Genomic DNA, 19,725 nt, shown 5'->3' with positions numbered 1-19,725 from the left:
TTCGCTCGTCCCGTCAGCCGAAGAAGTTCCGTACGTGCTCCAGGCCGTCGACCAGCGCGTCGATCTCGGCCGGCGTGGAGTACAGATAGAACGACGCTCGCGTGGTCGCAGGAATTCCGTACCGCAGGCAGACCGGCCGTGCGCAGTGGTGGCCGACCCGGACCGCGATGCCCTGCTCGTCCAGGACCTGGCCCACGTCGTGGGGGTGGATGTCGCCCAGGGTGAAGGAGATCGCGGCGCCGCGCTCCTCGGCCGTGGTGGGGCCGATGATGCGCAGGTCGGGGACCTCCAGCAGCCGCTTGACCGCGTACTCGGTCAGCGCGTGCTCGTGGGCGAGGATCCTGTCCATGCCGATCGCGTTCAGGTAGTCGATCGCCGCGCCGAGACCGACCGCCTGCGAGATCGGCGGGGTGCCCGCCTCGAACTTGTGCGGGGCCGGGGCGTACGTGGAGGAGTGCATCGAGACGGTCTCGATCATCTCGCCGCCGCCGAGGAACGGCGGGAGGTCCTCCAGCAGTTCCTGGCGGCCCCACAGGACGCCGATGCCGGTCGGGCCGCACATCTTGTGGCCGGTGAAGGCCACGAAGTCGGCCTGGAGGGCCTGGACGTCCAGCGGCATGTGCGGCGCGGCCTGGGAGGCGTCGACGCACACCAGGGCGCCGACCTCCTGGGCGCGGCGCACGATCGCCTCGACCGGGTTCTGGGTGCCCAGGATGTTGGAGACCAGCACGAAGGAGACGATCTTCGTCTTCTCGGTGATGACCTCGTCGATGTTGGACAGGTCGAGGCGGCCGTCGTCCGTGAGACCGAACCAGCGGAGCTTCGCGCCGGTGCGCTGCGCGAGCAGCTGCCACGGCACGATGTTGGAGTGGTGCTCCATCTCCGTGATGACGATCTCGGTCTCGTGGTCCACGCGGTAGGGCTCGTCGGCCCAGCCCAGCATGTTGGCCACGAGGTTGAGGGACTCCGAGGCGTTCTTGGTGAAGATCACCTCGTCGCGGGAGGGCGCGTTGATGAACTCCGCGACCTTGTCCCGCGCGCCCTCGTACAGCGCCGTGGCCTCCTCGGCGAGGACGTGCACGCCACGGTGGACGTTGGCGTTGTAACGCTCGTAGTACTCGCTGATGGCGTCGAGCACCTGGCGCGGCTTCTGCGAGGTCGCCGCGTTGTCCAGGTAGACGAGCTTCCGGCCGTCGTGGACCTGGCGGTCCAGGATGGGGAAGTCCTTGCGGATCGCCTCGGTGTCGAGGAGGCCCGGCAGCTGTGTCACGCGGATACGCCACCCTTCGTGTATGCCTCGTAGCCCTCGTTCTCCAGCTTGTCGGCGAGCTCGGCGCCGCCGGACTCGACGATGCGGCCGGCGGAGAACACGTGGACGAAGTCGGGCTTGATGTAGCGCAGGATGCGCGTGTAGTGCGTGATCAGCAGGGTGCCGACCTCGCCGGTCTCGCGGACCCGGTTGACGCCCTCGGAGACGACGCGCAGGGCGTCGACGTCCAGGCCGGAGTCGGTCTCGTCGAGGATCGCGACCTTCGGCTTGAGCAGCTCCAGCTGGAGGATCTCGTGGCGCTTCTTCTCACCGCCGGAGAAGCCCTCGTTGACGTTGCGCTCGGCGAAGGCGGGGTCCATGTGGAGGCGCTCCATGGCCTCCTTGACCTCCTTCACCCAGGTGCGCAGCTTGGGGGCCTCGCCGCGGACGGCGGTGGCGGAGGTGCGCAGGAAGTTGGAGACGGAGACGCCGGGGACCTCGACCGGGTACTGCATGGCGAGGAAGAGGCCGGCGCGGGCGCGCTCGTCGACGGACATCTCCAGGACGTCCTCGCCGTCGAGGGTGACGGTGCCGCCGGTGATCGTGTACTTGGGGTGACCCGCGAGGGAGTAGGCGAGGGTCGACTTGCCGGAGCCGTTGGGGCCCATGATGGCGTGCGTCTCGCCCTGCTTCACGGTCAGGTCGACGCCCTTGAGGATCTCCTTCGTGGCGTTGTCGGCCTCGACGGTGACGTGCAGGTCTCGGATTTCAAGCGTTGCCATGGGTGCCTCAGGACTCCTGGGTGAGGGAGACGAGCACGTCGTCCCCTTCGATCTTTACGGGGTATACGGGGACGGGGCGCGTCGCCGGAAGGCTGTCGGGCTTGCCGGAGCGCAGGTCGAAGCGCGAGCCGTGCAGCCAGCACTCGATGTGGCAGTCGTCGACCTCGCCCTCGGACAGCGAGACGTTCGCGTGCGAGCAGATGTCGTGGATGGCGAAGACCTCGCCCTCGGTGCGCACGACGGAGATCGGCGTGCCGTCGAGTTCCACCCGCTTCGGGGTGTCCTCCTCCAGCTCGTCCGCTCCACAGACGCGTACGAAGGTCATGCGACCGACGCCTCCAGCTCCTGCTCGATCTTGGCGATCAGGCGCTCCTCGATGTCCGGGACACCGATCTGCTGGACCAGTTCGGCGAAGAAGCCGCGGACCACCAGGCGGCGGGCGTCGATCTCGGGGATGCCGCGCGCCATCAGGTAGAAGAGCTGCTCGTCGTCGAAGCGGCCGGTGGCGGAGGCGTGGCCGGCGCCGACGATCTCGCCGGTCTCGATCTCCAGGTTCGGCACCGAGTCGACCCGCGCGCCGTCCGTGAGGACGAGGTTGCGGTTCATCTCGTAGGTGTCGGTGCCCTCGGCCGCGGCCTCGATGAGGACGTCGCCGATCCAGACCGCGTGCGCGTCCTCGCCCTGGAGCGCGCCCTTGTAGACGACGTTGGACTTGCAGTGCGGGACGTTGTGGTCGACCAGGAGGCGGTGCTCCTGGTGCTGGCCGGCGTCGGTGAAGTACAGGCCGAACAGCTCGGCCTCGCCGCCGGGGGCGGCGTAGGTCACGCGCGGGTGCAGGCGGACCAGGTCGCCGCCGAAGGTGACCAGGAACGACTTGAAGGAGGCGTCCCGGCCGATCAGCGCGTTGTGCTGGCCGGCGTGCACGGCCTTGTCGTCCCAGTCCTGGACGGAGACGACGGTCAGCTTGGCGCCGTCGCCGAGGACGTAGTCGACGTTGGCGGCGAGCACCGCGTCACCGGTGTGGTCGATGACGACCACGGCCTCGGCGAAGGGGCCCAGCTCTACGACCTGGTGGGCGAAGGCGGTGCCGCCCTCGCCGTGCACGGCGATGCGGATCGGCTCGGTGAGGACCGTCTCCTTGGGGACGGTGATCACGCCGGCCTTCTCGAACGCCGAGTAGGCCTGGGCGGCGACCCGGTCCACCGGGGTGCCCGCCCGGCCGATGCGCGCGTCGTCACGGCCGACGGTCTCGACGACTACGCCCTCGGGGGCGTCGATGTCGACCTTCACGCCGTCGCCGGTGGCGACCGCGGTGCCGTCGTGCAGCCCGCGCAGCCGCTCCAGCGGGGTGAACCGCCACTCCTCCTCGCGGCCGTGCGGGACCGGGAAGTCCGCCACGTCGAAGGACGCGGGGGCGCTCATGCGCGTGGCGACGGTCGACTCGGCGGCCACCGCGATCTGGCCCGCGGTGGTGGAACCCGCGGGTGGGGGTCCCCCCGCCCGAACGGAGTTGAGGGTGGGGGAGTTCTGAGCCTCAGCCATGGCTGTCGGTCTGCTCTCTTCCTGCGTCAAGAAATCTGGGACTGCTGCGAAGGACGGGTCTTAACCGACCGCGCCTTCCATCTGCAGCTCGATCAGCCGGTTGAGCTCGAGGGCGTACTCCATGGGGAGCTCCTTGGCGATCGGCTCGACGAAGCCGCGCACGATCATCGCCATCGCCTCGAACTCGCTCAGACCGCGGCTCATCAGGTAGAAGAGCTGGTCCTCGGAGACCTTGGAGACGGTCGCCTCGTGGCCCATGGACACGTCGTCCTCACGGACGTCCACGTAGGGGTACGTGTCGGAGCGGGAGATGGTGTCGACGAGCAGCGCGTCGCACAGCACGTTCGACTTGGAGCCGTGGGCGCCCTCGCCGATCTCGACGAGCCCGCGGTAGGAGGTGCGGCCGCCGCCGCGCGCCACCGACTTGGAGACGATGTTGGACGACGTGTTCGGCGCCATGTGGACCATCTTGGAGCCGGCGTCCTGGTGCTGGCCCTCGCCCGCGAAGGCGATGGACAGGGTCTCGCCCTTGGCGTGCTCGCCCATCAGGTAGACGGCCGGGTACTTCATCGTCACCTTGGAGCCGATGTTGCCGTCGATCCACTCCATGGTCGCGCCCTCGTACGCCACGGCGCGCTTGGTGACCAGGTTATAGACGTTGTTCGACCAGTTCTGGATGGTCGTGTAGCGGCAGCGGGCGTTCTTCTTGACGATGATCTCGACCACGGCGCTGTGCAGCGAGTCCGACTTGTAGATCGGCGCGGTGCAGCCCTCGACGTAGTGCACGTAGGCGCCCTCGTCGACGATGATCAGGGTCCGCTCGAACTGGCCCATGTTCTCCGTGTTGATGCGGAAGTAGGCCTGCAGCGGGATCTCGACGTGCACGCCCGGCGGCACGTAGATGAAGGAGCCGCCGGACCACACGGCGCTGTTCAGCGAGGCGAACTTGTTGTCACCGACGGGGATGACGGTCCCGAAGTACTCCTTGAAGAGCTCCGGGTGCTCCTTCAGCGCGGTGTCGGTGTCCAGGAAGATGACGCCCTGCTCCTCCAGGTCCTCGCGGATCTGGTGGTAGACGACCTCGGACTCGTACTGGGCGGCGACACCGGCGACGAGGCGCTGCTTCTCCGCCTCGGGGATGCCGAGCTTGTCGTACGTGTTCTTGATGTCCTCGGGCAGGTCCTCCCAGGACTCCGCCTGCTTCTCCGTGGAGCGCACGAAGTACTTGATGTTGTCGAAGTCGATGCCCGACAGGTCCGAGCCCCAGTTCGGCATGGGCTTCTTCTCGAAGAGCTTGAGGCCCTTGAGGCGGAGCTTGGTCATCCACTCCGGCTCGTTCTTCTTGGCGGAGATGTCCCGGACGACGTCCTCGTCGATGCCGCGCCTGGCGGAGGCGCCGGCCGTGTCGGAGTCGGCCCAGCCGTACTCGTACTTGCCCAGGCCCTCGAGCTCAGGGTGAGCAGTCTCCGTGGGGAGAGTCATGCGGGGTTCCTCCCGGCCGTGCTTGCGGATGCGATATCGGTGGTCTTGGAAGTCTTGGGAACGTACGTGGTGCAGACGCCGTCACCGTGCGCGATGGTCGCGAGCCGCTGCACATGCGTACCGAGCAGCTCGGCGAAGAATTCCGTCTCCGCCTCGCACAGCTGCGGGAACTGCTCCGCGACGTGCGCGACCGGGCAGTGGTGCTGGCACAGCTGCTCACCCTGCTGAGGATGGGGCGCGCTCCGCGCGGTAGCAGCGTACCCGTCCGCGCTCAGGGCCTTGGCCAGCGCCTGGGTCCGGTGCTCGGGAGCGGCGCCCTCGACCGCCTTGCGGTACGCACCGGCCTGGGCGGCGATCCGGGCGCGGGCGAAGGCGGCGACGGCCTGCTCCCCGCCCTCCTGCTCGGCGATCCAGCGCAGGGCGTCCACGGCGAGCTTGTCGTACGACTGGTCGAAGGCGTCGCGGCCGCAGTCGGTGAGCGCGAAGACCTTCGCGGGGCGCCCGCGCGTGCGCGTGCCGTAGACCCGCTGTTCACGGGCTTCGACCACGTCGTCGGCGACCAGCGCGTCGAGGTGGCGCCGGACGGCGGCCTGGGTCAGCCCCAGACGCCCGGCGAGCTCGGCGACGGTCGACGGCCCGTGGTCCAGGATGGAGCGCGCGACGCGGTTGCGGGTGGACCGCTCACCGGTCGCGAGTTCCTCCTGCGGAGCCTCGCCAACGTTTTTCACAACGCCATTGTTGCGTAATTCCTCGAGGCCCGGCAAGCCGCGTCCGAACAGCCGGACGGTGCCCTGCGTCACTTAGGTATACCTAAGATGACCTGCGGAAACGATCTCCGGCCGATCGGACCGCTGGCGTCCGCGGCCGGCTTCGGCAAGACTCCCCCGCATGCCGACACCCGCCCCGACCGGCCCTCTCGTCACCCGCGGCATGATCGCCGCCGGTCTGCGCGAGCTGGGTGTCCGGTCCGACGACACCCTGCTGGTGCACTCCTCCCTCAGCTCGCTCGGCTGGGTCTGCGGAGGTCCCGTCGCGGTCGTCCAGGGGCTGCTCGACGCGCTCGGCCCGGGCGGCACCCTGGTCGTCCCCACCCAGACCGGTGACCTGTCCGACCCGGCCCTGTGGAGCAGTCCGCCGGTGCCCGAGGAGTGGTGGGACACCGTCCGCGCCGCGATGCCGCCCTACGATCCGCTGATCACGCCCTCGCGCGGGGTCGGTGTGGTCCCCGAGACCGTGCGCACCTGGCCCGGTGCCCTGCGCAGCGCGCACCCGCAGACGTCCTTCGCGGCCGTCGGCCCGCGCGCGGCCGAGGTGGTCGCGGACCACGCCGTCGACTGCCGGCTGGGCGAGCACAGCCCCCTGGCCACCCTGGAGAGGATGGGCGCGCGGGTGCTGCTGCTGGGGGCGGGCTACGAGGCGTGCACCGCCTTCCACCTCGCCGAGTACCGCATCCCCTCCCCGCTGGTGGAGGTGGGGCGGCCGGGACCGGCGGGCTGGGAGCGGGTGACCGAGGTGTCGATCACCTCGGAGCGGTTCGACGAGCTGGGCCGCGACTTCGAGCGGGACCGGCCGGTCCTGCGCGGGCGGATCGGCGCGGCCGGCGTACGGCTGTTCCCGCTGGCGGACGCGGTCGCCCACGCCGAGCGGTGGCTGCCGGTGCACCGGCCCCGTGCGGGGGACATCGAGCACCCCCGCGTCTGAGCCCCCGCCCGCGTACCTAGACTCGTGACCCATGCGAAGCGAGCCCGTGGTCCAGGTCCAGGCCCTGGTGAAGCGGTACGGCACGAAGACCGCGGTGGACGGCCTCGACCTGGTGGCCCGGGCGGGTGTCACCGCCGTGCTCGGCCCCAACGGGGCCGGCAAGACGACCACCGTCGAGACCTGCGAGGGATACCGGAAGCCGGATTCCGGCACGGTCCGCGTCCTGGGCCTGGACCCGGTGCGGCAGGCCGCCGCGCTGCGCCCCCGGATCGGCGTGATGCTCCAGTCCGGCGGCGTCTACTCCGGTGCCCGCGCCGACGAGATGCTGCGCCACGTCGCCAGGCTGCACGCGCACCCGCTGGACGTCGACGCGCTGATCGAGCGGCTGGGACTGGGCTCGTGCGGCCGGACGGCGTACCGCAGGCTCTCCGGCGGCCAGCAGCAGCGGCTCGCCCTCGCGATGGCCGTGGTCGGCCGCCCCGAGCTGGTGTTCCTGGACGAGCCGACCGCGGGTCTCGACCCGCAGGCCCGCCGCGCCACCTGGGACCTCGTACGGGACCTGCGCGGCGACGGTGTCTCCGTGATCCTCACCACGCACCACATGGAGGAGGCCGAGCAGCTCGCCGACGACGTCGCGATCGTCGACGCCGGCCGGGTCGTCGCCCAGGGCTCGCCCGAGGAGCTGTGCCGCGGCGGCGCGGAGAACACGCTGCGCTTCACCGGCCGGCCCGGTCTCGACGTGGCCTCGCTGCTCAAGGCCCTCCCGGCCGACAGCTCGGTCGCCGAGCCGGCCCCGGGCTCCTACCGCGTCGTCGGCAAGATCGACCCGCAACTGCTGGCCACGGTGACGTCCTGGTGCGCCCAGCACGGGGTGATGCCGGACCGCCTCTCGGTGGAACGGCACACCCTGGAGGACGTCTTCCTGGAGCTCACGGGCAAGGAACTGCGCGCATGACCACGACCACCGGCACCTACACCCCCCGGCCCGGCGCCGCGCCGCTCGGCCGCATGATCGCGGCGCAGGCCGCCCTCGAGACGAGGATGCTGCTGCGCAACGGCGAGCAGCTGCTGCTGACGGTGGTCATCCCGACGCTGCTGCTGGTGCTGTTCAGCTCGGTCGACATCGTCGACACCGGCGAGGGCGAGGCCGTCGACTTCCTCGCCCCGGGCGTCCTGGCGCTGGCCGTGCTGTCGACGGCGTTCACCGGGCAGGCCATCGCCACCGGCTTCGAGCGCCGGTACGGGGTGCTGAAGCGGCTGGCCGCCTCGCCGCTGCCGCGCTGGGGACTGATGACCGCCAAGACGGTGTCCGTGCTGGTCACCGAGGTGCTCCAGGTGGCGCTGCTGACCGTGATCGCCTTCGCGCTGGGCTGGTCGCCGCACGGCGGCCCGCTGCCGGTGCTGCTGCTCATGGTGCTCGGCACTGCGGCCTTCTCCGGCCTCGGCCTGCTCATGGCCGGCACGCTCAAGGCGGAGGCCACGCTCGCCGCCGCCAACCTCGTCTTCCTGCTGCTGCTGGTGGGCGGCGGGGTGATCGTGCCGCTGGACAAGTTCCCGGACGCGGTGCGGGACGTGCTCGGCCTGCTGCCGATCTCGGCCCTGTCGGACGGGCTGCGGGACGTGCTGCAGCACGGCGCCTCGATGCCGTGGGGAGACCTCGGGATCCTCGCCGTGTGGGCGGTCGCGGGTCTCGCGGCTGCCGGGAAGTTCTTCCGCTGGGAGTAGGGACACATGCCCGGGACCGACCCTCGTGAACGCGTGCACAAGCGGCCCCCTACGATGGACGGCGTGCCGAACCTGACCCGCGCCGACGCCGCAGCCGCCGTGCGCAACCCGCTCGCCTTCATCGCCGCACGCTGGACCCCGGATCCCCGGACGGTCCGGCGGGCGGCCTTCGCCGCGCTCGCCATGTCCGTGCTCATCGTGGTCACCGGCGGTGCCGTACGGCTGACCGGCTCGGGCCTCGGCTGCCCGACCTGGCCGAAGTGCACCGACGACTCGCTGACCACCACCAGCGAGATGGGCCTCCACGGCATCATCGAGTTCGGCAACCGCATGCTGACGTACGTGCTGTGCGCCGCGGTCGGCTGGGCGATCATCGCCGCCCGGTCGCAGAAGCCGTACCGGCGCAGCCTCACCCGGCTGGGCTGGGCGCAGTTCTGGATCGTCATGGGCAACGCGGTCCTCGGCGGCATCGTCGTCCTGGTCGGCCTCAACCCGTACACGGTCGCGGCCCACTTCCTGCTGTCCACCGCGCTGATCGCGGTCGCCACCGTGATGTGGCAGCGCACCCGGGAGGGTGACGCTGCACCGCGCCCTCTGGCCGGCAAGGCCGTCCAGCAGCTGGTGTGGGTCCTGGTCGTCGTCTCCGTGCTGCTCATCGCGGTCGGCACCGTGGTGACCGGGGCGGGCCCGCACGCGGGCGACTCCAGCGAGGTCGAGCGGATGCCGGTCGACTGGGAGACGGTCAGCAAGGTGCACGCCGTCCTGGCGTGGATCGTGGTGACGCTGGCCTTCGCCCTGTGGTTCGTGCTCAAGGCCGTCGACGCGCCCAAGGGCCCGCTGGCCCGCACCCGCGACCTGTTCCTGGTGCTGCTCGCGCAGGGTGCGGTGGGTTACATCCAGTACTTCACGGACCTCCCCGAGGTCCTGGTCGGCCTGCACATGTTCGGCTCGTGCGTGATGTGGATCGCGACGCTGAGGGTGCTGCTGGCGCTGCGCGAGCGGCCGGAGGAGACGGCCGGTGCTCCCGGCCCGGTGGTGGCGGAGGCGACGCTCACCAAGGCCTGACCGGGCTCGCACCGGCCGGCCCCGGCTCACACACCACCGGCCGGAGCGGGCTCACGTCCCGGTGGAACCCGCCGGGGCCGGCGCCTCCAGGCCGTACACCCGCCCCGCGTTCCCCGCCGCGATCATCCCCGCCACCCGCTGCGCGTCCCCCAGGGACCACGCTCCCTCGGCCACCCAGGTGCCCAGCACCCGTCCCAGGGCCTCGCGGAACAGGCGGGCGGCGACCACGTGCAGCTCGGGCAGGCCCTGGGCGCCGCTGGAGAAGAGGACCTTGCCGAAGGGGGCCAGCTCCAGGATCTCGGCGAGGACGGCCTCCGCGCGGGCGCCGGTGCGCACCAGGGCGGTGCCGGAGTCGGCGTAGACGTGGGGGAAGACGCCGGCCAGGTGGGCGGCGTGGCGGTGGTACGGGTGGCCGTGCAGCAGGACCAGGTCGGTGCCGAGGCCGGCGGTGGCCCGGACGAAGCCGGTGAGCAGGACGGGGTCGGTGCGGTCGACGCGCAGGCCCGGTTCGCCGAGGCCCGTGTGCAGCTGGAGCGGGCGCCCGGAGGCGACGGCGCTCCACAGCAGGTGACGCAGCAGGACGGGGTCGCTGAGCTCGCCGCCGACCTCGCGTCCGGCCAGCCAGCGGGCGGCGGCACCGCGCACCTCGCCCGGACCCGGCGGTTCGGGGGCGAGCGCCAGCCCGTGCCGCAGCCCGGCGACGGAGGTGAAGGCGACCGCGTGCGCGGCGGCGCCGTGCACGGCCTCGGCGAGGTTGGCGAGGAAGGACTCGACGGTGCCGGAGGTGTCGGCGACCTGCTCGGCCAGCAGTTCCAGGCGGACGATCTCGTGGGCGTCGGCGTCCGCGGCCGTCGCCATCTCGGCGGGCCCGGTGAGGTCGCCGGGCAGCCCGGCGTCGACCAGGTAGGTGGTGATGCCGCTGCCGCGCAGCAGCCTGCGGTCCGTCTCCAGGACGCCGAGCTCGCGGCGCCGGGCGAGGTAGTGGGCGGGCGGGCAGTGGGGTTCCAGACCGAGCAGGGGCGCGCACCAGCGGCGTACCGCGAAGCCGGTCTGGGTGTCGAAGAGGGTGGTGCCCGGTGCGGGCGGTCCCTCGGTGCGGACCAGCCGGGCCTCGAAGGTGCCGAGGCCCAGCTCCGTCCGCAGCACGCCGTGGCAGTACTGGTCCACCAGGGACGGCGTTTCGATCATCCGGGGCTCCCCGCGTCGGGACCGTGCGCTGTGCGGCTTCCTACGGTCCTAACGGGTGAACCGGCGTCAGGTGTTGCTCGGCCCGCCCACCTGGATGCCGGCCATGCGCGACCACTCGTACGGGCCGGTCGTGACCTTGGCGGCGAACTCGCCGTCGAAGTCCTCGTGGACGGTGATCCCGGCCTTCTCGACCGCCTTCTGCGCGATCTCCCAGGAGGTGGCGACCAGGTCGCCCCAGCTCCCGTCCTCGCCGACGAGGACGATGCGGGCGCCGCGCTCGCCGAGGTAGGCCACCTGGCCCTCGGCGCCGCCGTGCGCCTTGGAGAAGGAGTCGATCCGCCGGGCCAGCCGGGTCACCTGGCGCTCGGCCTTCGCGTCAACCTGCTGCGTGTCTGCCATGCCCAGGATGCTACCGACGGGTAGCCCGAACGGCGACGGGGGGGGGGGGGGGGGGGGGGGGGGGGGGGGGGGGGGGGGGGGCGGGCGCGCCCGCGGGGGGGCGGCCGGGGGGGGGGGCGCGCCCCCCCCCCCCCCCCCCCCCCCCCCCCCCCGTCGGACGGCCGTCTGCTCGGCGCAGGGGGCTCAGCGCAGGAAGGGGTCCACCGCGATGGCCAGGAACAGCACCGACACATAGGTGATGGACCAGTGGAAGAGCCGCATCTCCTTGAGCTTGACGCCCGTGACCTCGGCCTTGGCCCGGTTCTGCAGGCCGTGTGCCTCCCAGAGCCACATGCCGCCGGCCAGCAGGGCGACCGCCGTGTAGAACCAGCCGGTGTAGCCCAGCGGCTGCAGCAGCAGCGACACGGCGACCATCACCCAGCTGTAGATGACGATCTGCCGGGCGACGACCTTGTTGGAGGCGATGACCGGGAGCATCGGCACGCCGACGCGCGCGTAGTCCTCCTTGACCTTCATGGACAGCGGCCAGTAGTGCGGCGGCGTCCAGAAGAACATCACGGCGAAGAGGACGACCGGCGCCCAGGACATCGAGTTGGTCACCGAGGACCAGCCGATGAGCACCGGCAGACAGCCCGCGATGCCGCCCCAGACGATGTTCTGCGCGGTCCGGCGCTTGAGGATCATCGTGTAGACGACCACGTAGAACAGGAGTGCGCCCAGCGCGAGCCACGCCGAGAGCCAGTTCACGGTGAGGCCGAACAGCAGCGTGGAAACGACCGCCAGGGTGATGCCGAAGACCAGGCACTCGCGCGGACTGACCATGCCGGTGACCAGCGGGCGCTGCGAGGTGCGGTCCATCAGCGCGTCGATGTCGCGGTCGATGTACATGTTCAGCGCATTGGCGCCGCCCGCGGACAGATAGCCGCCGACGCAGGTCAGCAGGACCAGCTTCAGATCGGGCACGCCCTGCTCGGCGAGGAACATCACCGGAACGGTGGTGATCAGCAGAAGCTCGATGATCCGCGGCTTGGTCAGCGCCACGAACGCCTTGACACGGGCCCCGAACGGCCGGTGACTCGGGCCCTGGCTCGTCCCGATTACCCCCGCAGGACGGGATTCAACGGCCGTCACGCACACCCCTGACAGAGACTCCCAGCAAGCCCCCCGTACGAAGTGACGGAAGAGGCTCGCGCGTACCACGCCACTTTAGACGTTGCCCATACCCCGGCATTCGCGGGGGTGCGTTCGTGTTGAGAAGGACGCTCCGACGTGCATACGGAGAGTCGATTGAGCGGTCAGATGAGCGGCCGCGCATTCACTTGCCGAATGCCGTCCAGCCCAGTCGGCAGGCGGATCCCGAAGAGTCCCGGCAGTCTGGTTTCCGGGGGAAAAACGCACGTACTCACGGGGGTAGGCTCGACAACGGCCGGCCGACGCACGAATGCGCCGGCAGCCGGTGGGCGCCACGTGCACCGGCATCCGATCATGTGGAGAGGAGCCCTGACTCAGGGTGAGCACCAAGCCGACCACCACAGACCTCGAGTGGACCGAACTGGACCAGCGGGCCGTGGACACCGCCCGCGTTCTGGCCGCCGACGCCGTACAGAAGGTTGGCAACGGCCATCCGGGTACGGCGATGAGCCTGGCGCCCGCCGCCTACACCCTCTTCCAGAAGGTGATGCGGCACGACCCCGCCGACGCGAACTGGGTCGGGCGCGACCGTTTCGTCCTGTCCGCCGGCCACTCGTCCCTGACCCTCTACACCCAGCTCTACCTGGCCGGCTTCGGCCTGGAGCTGGACGACCTGAAGTCCTTCCGGACGTGGGGCTCCAAGACCCCGGGTCACCCGGAGTACGGCCACACCACGGGCGTGGAGACGACCACCGGCCCGCTGGGCCAGGGTGTCGCCAACGCGGTGGGCATGGCGATGGCCGCCCGCTACGAGCGCGGCCTGTTCGACCCGGAGGCCGCCGAGGGCGAGTCCCCGTTCGACCACTTCATCTACTGCATCGCCGGTGACGGCTGCCTCCAGGAGGGCATCTCCGCCGAGGCGTCCTCCCTGGCGGGCCATCAGAAGCTCGGCAACCTGATCCTGCTGTGGGACGACAACCACATCTCGATCGAGGGCGACACCGAGACCGCCGTCTCCGAGGACACCGTCAAGCGCTACGAGGCCTACGGCTGGCACGTGCAGCGCGTCGCCCCGAAGCCCGACGGCGACCTGGACCCGGCCGCGCTGTACGACGCGATCGAGGCGGCGAAGAAGGTCACCGACCGGCCGTCCTTCATCGCGATGCGCTCGATCATCGCCTGGCCCGCCCCGAACGCGCAGAACACCGAGGCCGCGCACGGCTCGGCGCTCGGCGACGACGAGGTGGCGGCCACCAAGCGCGTCCTGGGCTTCGACCCGGAGAAGACCTTCGAGGTCTCCGACGAGGTCATCGCGCACACCCGCAAGGCCCTGGAGCGCGGCGAGGCCGCCCGCGCCGTGTGGGAGAAGTCCTACCAGCAGTGGCGGGACAACAACCCCGAGCGCGCCGCCGAGTACGACCGCATCGCGCGCGGTGAGCTGCCCAAGGGCTGGGAGGAGAAGATCCCGGTCTTCGAGACCGGCAAGGGTGTCGCCACGCGTGCCGCCTCCGGCAAGGTCCTCCAGGCGCTCGGCGGGGTCATCCCCGAGCTGTGGGGCGGCTCCGCCGACCTGGCCGGCTCCAACAACACGACCATCGACAAGACGTCGTCCTTCCTCCCGGCGGGCAATCCGCTGCCCGAGGCGGACCCGTACGGCCGCACCATCCACTTCGGCATCCGCGAGCACGCGATGGCCGCGGAGATGAACGGCATCGCGCTGCACGGCAACACCCGCATCTACGGCGGCACCTTCCTGGTGTTCTCCGACTACATGCGCAACGCGGTGCGCCTGTCCGCGCTGATGCACCTGCCGGTGACCTACGTGTGGACGCACGACTCCATCGGCCTGGGCGAGGACGGCCCGACCCACCAGCCGGTCGAGCACCTGGCCTCGCTGCGCGCCATCCCGGGCCTGAACATCGTGCGCCCGGCCGACGCCAACGAGACCGCCATCGCCTGGCGCGAGATCCTGCGCCGCTGGACGAAGGAGTTCGGCAAGGGCCAGCCGCACGGTCTGGCGCTCACCCGTCAGGGCGTGCCGACGTACGAGCCCAACGAGGACGCGGCCAAGGGCGGCTACGTGCTGTTCGAGGCGGAGGGCGGCGAGCCCGAGGTCATCCTGATCGCCACCGGTTCCGAGGTGCACGTGGCGGTGGAGGCCCGTGAGGCGCTCCAGGCCGACGGTGTGCCGACCCGGGTGGTGTCCATGCCGTCCGTCGAGTGGTTCGAGCAGCAGGACCAGGGGTACCGGGAGAGCGTCCTGCCTCCGTCCGTGAAGGCCCGTGTCGCGGTCGAGGCCGGTATCGGTCTCACCTGGCACAAGTACGTCGGGGACGCCGGCCGCATCGTTTCCCTGGAGCACTTCGGTGCTTCGGCCGACGGCAAGCTGCTCTTCCAGGAGTTCGGCTTCACCGCCGAGAACGTGGCCGCCAAGGCGCGGGAATCGATCGCCGCAGCCCAGCGCTGACGCTCGTATACGACACGTAGGAGATGTATTTTCCATGACAGACGCACTCAAGCGCCTCTCCGATGAAGGCGTCGCGATCTGGCTGGACGACCTGTCGCGCAAGCGGATCACGTCCGGCAACCTCGCCGAGCTGATCGACCAGCAGCACGTCGTGGGCGTCACCACCAACCCGTCGATCTTCCAGAAGGCGATCTCCGAGGGCCACGGCTACGACCAGCAGCTCTCCGACCTCGCCGCCCGCCGGGTCACGGTCGAGGAAGCCATCCGGATGATCACGACGGCGGACGTCCGTGACGCCGCCGACATCCTGCGCCCCGTCTTCGACGCCACCGGCGGCAAGGACGGCCGGGTCTCCATCGAGGTCGACCCGCGCCTCGCGCACGACACCAAGGCGACGGTCGCCGAGGCCAAGCAGCTCGCCTGGCTGGTGGACCGGCCCAACACGCTGATCAAGATCCCGGCGACCGAGGCCGGCATCCCGGCGATCGCCGAGACCATCGGCCTGGGCATCAGCGTCAACGTCACGCTGATCTTCTCGCTGGAGCGCTACCGCAAGGTCATGGACGCCTTCCTGACCGGCCTGGAGAAGGCCAAGGAGCGCGGCCTGGACCTGTCGGAGATCCACTCCGTGGCGTCCTTCTTCGTGTCCCGCGTGGACACCGAGATCGACAAGCGGATCGACGCGCTGGGCACCGACGAGGCCAAGGCGCTGCGCGGCAAGGCCGCCGTCGCCAACGCGCGCCTCGCCTACCAGGCGTACGAGGAGGTCTTCTCCTCCGACCGCTGGGCGGCCCTGGAGAAGGCCGGCGCCAACAAGCAGCGTCCGCTGTGGGCGTCGACCGGCGTCAAGGACAAGGCGTACAGCGACACCATGTACGTCACCGACCTGGTCGCACCCAACACGGTGAACACCATGCCGGAGGCGACGCTCTTCGCCACCGAGGACCACGGAGAGATCACCGGCGACACCGTCGCCGGCACCTACGAGCAGGCCCGCGCCGACCTCGACGCCGTGGAGAAGCTCGGCATCTCCTACGACGAGGTGGTCCAGCTCCTGGAGAAGGAGGGCGTCGAGAAGTTCGAGGACGCCTGGAACGACCTGCTGAAGTCGACGGAGGCGGAGCTCAAGCGCCTCGCTCCCTCGGAGGGCTAGGAATTGTCAAGCAGCAATCCGCTGCGTGACCCCGCAGACCGACGGCTCCCGCGTATCGCGGGGCCGTCGGGTCTGGTCATTTTCGGCGTCACCGGCGATCTGTCCCGCAAGAAGCTCATGCCCGCCGTGTACGACCTCGCCAACCGGGGTCTGCTGCCGCCGGGCTTCTCGCTCGTCGGGTTCGCCCGCCGCGACTGGGAGCACGAGGACTTCGCCCAGGTCGTGCACGACGCCGTCAAGGAACACTCCCGTACGCCGTTCCGCGAGGAGGTCTGGCAGCAGCTCATCCAGGGGATGCGCTTCGTCCAGGGCACCTTCGACGACGACGAGGCGTTCGAGCGGCTGCGCGCCACCATCGAGGAGCTCGACAAGGCGCAGGGCACCGGCGGCAACTTCGCCTTCTACCTCTCGGTGCCGCCCAAGTCCTTCCCCGTGGTCATCCAGCAGCTGAAGAAGCACCGGCTGGCCGACCAGTCGGGCGGCTCCTGGCGCCGCGCGGTGATCGAGAAGCCCTTCGGCCACGACCTGAGGTCGGCCGAGGAGCTCAACGCGATCGTCCACGAGGTCTTCGCCCCGGACCAGGTCTTCCGCATCGACCACTACCTGGGCAAGGAGACCGTCCAGAACATCCTGGCGCTGCGCTTCGCCAACACGATGTTCGAGCCGATCTGGAACCGGTCCTACGTGGACCACGTGCAGATCACCATGGCCGAGGACATCGGCATCGGCGGCCGGGCCGGCTACTACGACGGCATCGGCGCCGCCCGCGACGTCATCCAGAACCACCTCCTGCAGCTCCTCGCGCTGACCGCGATGGAGGAACCGTCCTCCTTCGACGCGGACGCGCTGGCGGCGGAGAAGACGAAGGTCCTCGGCGCGGTCCGGCTGCCCGCGGACCTGGGCCGGGACACGGTGCGCGGCCAGTACGCGGCCGGGTGGCAGGGCGGCGCGAAGGCCGTCGGCTACCTGGAGGAAGAGGGCATCGACCCGAAGTCGAAGACCGACACCTACGCCGCGATCAAGCTGGGCATCGACAACCGCCGCTGGGCGGGCGTCCCCTTCTACCTGCGCACCGGCAAGCGGCTCGGCCGCCGGGTCACCGAGATCGCGGTGGTCTTCCAGCGGGCCCCGCACTCCCCCTTCGACACGACGGCCACCGAGGAACTCGGCTCGAACGCGATCGTCATCCGCGTCCAGCCCGACGAGGGCGTCACCGTCCGCTTCGGCTCCAAGGTGCCGGGCACGTCGATGGAGATCCGGGACGTGTCCATGGACTTCGCGTACGGCGAGTCCTTCACGGAGTCCAGCCCCGAGGCGTACGAACGGCTCATCCTGGACGTCCTTCTGGGCGACGCGAACCTCTTCCCGCGCACCGAGGAGGTCGAGCTGTCCTGGAAGATCCTCGACCCGATCGAGGAGTACTGGGACACCCACGGCACCCCGGCCCAGTACCCGGCCGGCACCTGGGGGCCCGTCGAGGCCGACGAGATGCTCGAGCGAGACGGACGGAGCTGGCGCCGGCCATGAAGACAGACCTCACGGACACCACGGCCAGCAAGATCAACAAGGCGCTGGTGCTGGGCCGCCGGGCGATCGGCACGCCGGCCGTCGGCATGGTGCTCACGCTGGTCATCGTCACCGACGAGGAGAACGCCTACGACGCGCTGAAGGCCGCGAGCGACGCCGCGCACGAGCACCCCTCGCGCACGCTCGTCGTCATCAAGCGCGTCTCGCGCTCGCCCCGGGACCGCACCCGGTCCCGGCTGGACGCCGAGGTCCGCCTCGGCGCCGACGCGGGCACCGGCGAGACGGTGGTGCTGCGGCTGTACGGCGAGGTCGTCGACCACGCCCAGTCGGTGGTGCTGCCGCTGCTGCTGCCGGACGCGCCCGTCGTCGTCTGGTGGCCGGTGAACGCGCCGCTGGACCCGGCCGGGGACCCGCTGGGCGCGCTGGCCCAGCGCCGGGTCACCGACACCTACGCCTGCGAGGAGCCGATACGCGAGCTGACGGCCCGCGCCGACGCCTACACGCCCGGCGACACCGACCTGTCCTGGACCCGCATCACCCCGTGGCGCTCGATGCTCGCGGCGGCCCTGGACCAGGTCGACTGCCAGGTGCAGGCCGTCGAGGTGGAGGGCGAGGAGTACAACCCGAGCTGTGAGCTGCTGGCGATGTGGCTCGCGGACCGGCTGGGCGTCCCGGTCCGGCGCACACCGTCGAGCGGCCCGGGCCTGACGGCGGTCCGCATGGACACCGACTGCGGTCCCGTGGTGCTCGACCGGGCCGACGGCACGCTGGCGACCCTGTCCATCCAGGGCCAGCCGGCGCGTGCGGTGGCGCTCAAGCGCCGCGAGACGGCCGAGCTGATCGCCGAGGAGCTGCGGCGCCTCGACCCGGACGACACCTACGCCTCTGCGCTGCGCTTCGGAGTGGACCGGCTGAACACCGCGGCCGCGACCGGAGGGGAAGCGGGCGAGGAGCCCGTCGCGGTGCCCGCCCCCGTCGAGACGGCGGCGAAGGCACCCGCGAAGGACGCGGCGCGGAAGAAGGCACCGGTGAGGAAGGCGGCGGCGAAATGAGCGACACTCCCCAGCTGGTGGTGCACCGGGACAAGGAGCTGATGGCCGAGGCCGCGGCGGCCCGGCTGATCACGAAGATCGTGGACGCGCAGGCCTCCCGGGGCTCGGCGTCCGTGGTCCTCACCGGCGGCCGCAACGGCAACGGCCTGCTGGCCGCGATCGCCGGCTCCCCGGCCCGGGACGCCGTCGACTGGAGCCGCATCGACCTGTGGTGGGGCGACGAGCGCTACCTGCCCGAGGGCGACCCGGAGCGGAACGTCACCCAGGCCCGGGAGGCTCTCCTGGACTCGGTGCCGCTGGACCCGGAGCGGGTGCACGCGATGCCTGCGTCCGACGGTCCGCACGGCTCCGTGGAGGCCGCGGCGGCGGCGTACGCGAAGGAGCTGGCGGACGCCGCCGTGCCCGAGAACCACGCGGCGGTGCCGTCCTTCGACGTCCTGCTGCTGGGCGTCGGCCCGGACACGCACGTGGCGTCCCTGTTCCCGGAGCACCCGGGCGTACGGGAGGCGGAGCGCACGGTGATCGGCGTCCACGGCTCCCCCAAACCGCCGCCCACCCGTGTCTCCCTGACCCTGCCGGCCATCCGCACGGCCCGTGAGGTCTGGCTGCTGGCGGCGGGCGAGGACAAGGCGAACGCGGTGGCGATGGCCCTGTCGGGCGCGGGCGAGATCCAGGCCCCGGCGGCCGGGGCGCGGGGGCGGTCCCGCACCCTGTGGCTGCTGGACACGGCGGCGGCGTCCCAGCTGCCGAGGTCGCTGTACCCGCCGGCGTCGGCTTAGGGAGCCGGACCGGCCCTGGGAGCGCGACGCCGGGGGCAGGAAGGGGCGGCGAGGGTGGGAAAACCCTCGCCGCCCCTTCTGCGTGCGTGCTCACGCCCGTCCGCGCAGCTCCCGGTACGCTCCCACCAGTGCCTTCGTGGAGGCGTCCAGCCCTTCCACCTCCGCTCCCTCGGTGAGCGCCGGCTCGATCCGCTTCGCCAGCACCTTGCCGAGCTCGACGCCCCACTGGTCGAAGGAGTCGATGTCCCACACCGCGCCCTGGACGAACACCTTGTGCTCGTAGAGGGCGACGAGCTGGCCGAGGACGGACGGGGTCAGCTCGCGGGCGAGGATCGTGGTCGTCGGGTGGTCGCCCTTGAACGTCTTGTGCGGGACCAGCTCCTCCGGGACGCCCTCGGCGCGGACCTCGTCGGGTGTCTTGCCGAAGGCGAGGGCCTGGGTCTGGGCGAAGAAGTTGGCCATCAGCAGGTCGTGCTGGGCCTT

General features: G+C 71.0%; 18 protein-coding genes and 1 pseudogene. 9 read left to right on the top strand and 10 right to left on the bottom strand.

Annotated features, from left to right (window positions below):
* Positions 1 to 13: 13 nt before the first annotated feature.
* Genes ACFYOJ_RS25870 through ACFYOJ_RS25845 form a run of 6 tightly spaced genes read right to left on the bottom strand, consistent with a single transcriptional unit; the run spans position 14 to position 5,783 of the window.
* The gene (locus ACFYOJ_RS25870) at positions 14 to 1,270 is read right to left on the bottom strand and encodes a cysteine desulfurase (protein ID WP_356555006.1); all 1,257 of its coding nucleotides are present in this window, start codon (positions 1,268 to 1,270) and stop codon (positions 14 to 16) included.
* Positions 1,267 to 2,031, bottom strand: coding sequence for a Fe-S cluster assembly ATPase SufC (gene sufC / locus ACFYOJ_RS25865; protein ID WP_356555004.1), 765 nt, complete (start codon positions 2,029 to 2,031; stop codon positions 1,267 to 1,269). Before sufC ends, ACFYOJ_RS25870 begins: the two co-directional genes overlap by 4 nt.
* A gap of 7 nt (positions 2,032 to 2,038) precedes the next feature.
* Positions 2,039 to 2,356: a non-heme iron oxygenase ferredoxin subunit gene (locus tag ACFYOJ_RS25860; RefSeq protein WP_351140629.1), complete on the bottom strand. Its 318-nt coding sequence runs from the start codon at positions 2,354 to 2,356 to the stop codon at positions 2,039 to 2,041.
* Positions 2,353 to 3,573, bottom strand: coding sequence for a Fe-S cluster assembly protein SufD (sufD, locus tag ACFYOJ_RS25855; RefSeq protein WP_388597967.1), 1,221 nt, complete (start codon positions 3,571 to 3,573; stop codon positions 2,353 to 2,355). The genes ACFYOJ_RS25860 and sufD overlap by 4 nt, the downstream gene beginning before the upstream one ends.
* Before the next feature lie 60 nt (positions 3,574 to 3,633).
* Positions 3,634 to 5,055: a Fe-S cluster assembly protein SufB gene (gene sufB / locus ACFYOJ_RS25850; RefSeq protein ID WP_356555003.1), complete on the bottom strand. Its 1,422-nt coding sequence runs from the start codon at positions 5,053 to 5,055 to the stop codon at positions 3,634 to 3,636.
* Positions 5,052 to 5,783 carry an ArsR family transcriptional regulator gene (locus ACFYOJ_RS25845; RefSeq protein WP_356555002.1) on the bottom strand — a complete coding sequence of 244 codons (732 nt, stop codon included), beginning with the start codon at positions 5,781 to 5,783 and terminating at the stop codon, positions 5,052 to 5,054. Before ACFYOJ_RS25845 ends, sufB begins: the two co-directional genes overlap by 4 nt.
* Positions 5,784 to 5,943: 160 nt before the next feature.
* Between ACFYOJ_RS25845 and ACFYOJ_RS25840 the strand changes: the two genes are divergently transcribed.
* Genes ACFYOJ_RS25840 through ACFYOJ_RS25825 form a run of 4 tightly spaced genes read left to right on the top strand, consistent with a single transcriptional unit; the run spans position 5,944 to position 9,546 of the window.
* Entirely contained in the window at positions 5,944 to 6,756 is an 813-nt protein-coding gene (locus ACFYOJ_RS25840) for an AAC(3) family N-acetyltransferase (protein WP_356555001.1), read from the top strand.
* 31 nt (positions 6,757 to 6,787) lie between these two features.
* A complete protein-coding gene (locus ACFYOJ_RS25835; protein WP_356554999.1) occupies positions 6,788 to 7,711 on the top strand; it encodes an ABC transporter ATP-binding protein in 924 nt (307 codons plus the stop codon).
* Positions 7,708 to 8,481 carry an ABC transporter permease gene (locus ACFYOJ_RS25830; protein WP_356554998.1) on the top strand — a complete coding sequence of 258 codons (774 nt, stop codon included), beginning with the start codon at positions 7,708 to 7,710 and terminating at the stop codon, positions 8,479 to 8,481. The genes ACFYOJ_RS25835 and ACFYOJ_RS25830 overlap by 4 nt, the downstream gene beginning before the upstream one ends.
* A 54-nt stretch (positions 8,482 to 8,535) precedes the next feature.
* Positions 8,536 to 9,546 carry a COX15/CtaA family protein gene (locus ACFYOJ_RS25825; RefSeq protein WP_356555209.1) on the top strand — a complete coding sequence of 337 codons (1,011 nt, stop codon included), beginning with the start codon at positions 8,536 to 8,538 and terminating at the stop codon, positions 9,544 to 9,546.
* A gap of 51 nt (positions 9,547 to 9,597) precedes the next feature.
* On the opposite strand, the gene ACFYOJ_RS25820 is transcribed toward ACFYOJ_RS25825, so the two are convergent.
* The 3 genes from ACFYOJ_RS25820 to ACFYOJ_RS25810 form a co-directional block, all read right to left on the bottom strand.
* A complete protein-coding gene (locus tag ACFYOJ_RS25820; protein ID WP_356554996.1) occupies positions 9,598 to 10,734 on the bottom strand; it encodes an amidohydrolase family protein in 1,137 nt (378 codons plus the stop codon).
* Positions 10,735 to 10,800: 66 nt separating this feature from the next.
* Entirely contained in the window at positions 10,801 to 11,133 is a 333-nt protein-coding gene (locus tag ACFYOJ_RS25815) for a hypothetical protein (protein WP_356554994.1), read from the bottom strand.
* A 183-nt stretch (positions 11,134 to 11,316) separates the two neighbouring features.
* Entirely contained in the window at positions 11,317 to 12,270 is a 954-nt protein-coding gene (locus tag ACFYOJ_RS25810) for a heme o synthase (RefSeq protein WP_356554993.1), read from the bottom strand.
* A 373-nt stretch (positions 12,271 to 12,643) separates the two neighbouring features.
* Between ACFYOJ_RS25810 and tkt the strand changes: the two genes are divergently transcribed.
* From tkt to pgl, 5 genes are read left to right on the top strand one after another with little or no spacing between them, the layout of a single operon-like run.
* On the top strand, positions 12,644 to 14,731 hold the full coding sequence (tkt, locus tag ACFYOJ_RS25805; protein WP_356554992.1) for a transketolase: 2,088 nt from the start codon (positions 12,644 to 12,646) through the stop codon (positions 14,729 to 14,731).
* Between the two features lie 34 nt (positions 14,732 to 14,765).
* Complete coding sequence (tal, locus tag ACFYOJ_RS25800; protein WP_356554990.1) at positions 14,766 to 15,884, top strand: transaldolase; 1,119 nt, start codon at positions 14,766 to 14,768, stop codon at positions 15,882 to 15,884.
* Between the two features lie 3 nt (positions 15,885 to 15,887).
* Positions 15,888 to 17,411, top strand: a complete 1,524-nt coding sequence (gene zwf, locus ACFYOJ_RS25795) for a glucose-6-phosphate dehydrogenase (protein ID WP_356554989.1) — start codon at positions 15,888 to 15,890, stop codon at positions 17,409 to 17,411.
* Positions 17,408 to 18,463: a glucose-6-phosphate dehydrogenase assembly protein OpcA gene (gene opcA, locus ACFYOJ_RS25790; protein WP_356554987.1), complete on the top strand. Its 1,056-nt coding sequence runs from the start codon at positions 17,408 to 17,410 to the stop codon at positions 18,461 to 18,463. Before zwf ends, opcA begins: the two co-directional genes overlap by 4 nt.
* The gene (gene pgl / locus ACFYOJ_RS25785) at positions 18,460 to 19,242 is read left to right on the top strand and encodes a 6-phosphogluconolactonase (protein ID WP_356554985.1); all 783 of its coding nucleotides are present in this window, start codon (positions 18,460 to 18,462) and stop codon (positions 19,240 to 19,242) included. Before opcA ends, pgl begins: the two co-directional genes overlap by 4 nt.
* A gap of 90 nt (positions 19,243 to 19,332) precedes the next feature.
* On the opposite strand, the pseudogene ACFYOJ_RS25780 reads toward pgl, so the two are convergent.
* A pseudogene (locus ACFYOJ_RS25780) lies at positions 19,333 to 19,725 on the bottom strand (glucose-6-phosphate isomerase); the annotation flags it as partial.

The sequence above is a fragment of the Streptomyces sp. NPDC006384 genome, from assembly GCF_042870695.1.
Lineage (GTDB): Bacteria > Actinomycetota > Actinomycetes > Streptomycetales > Streptomycetaceae > Streptomyces.
Note: the sequence above shows the minus strand (reverse complement) of the source record. Positions and strands in the feature narration are given on the sequence as shown.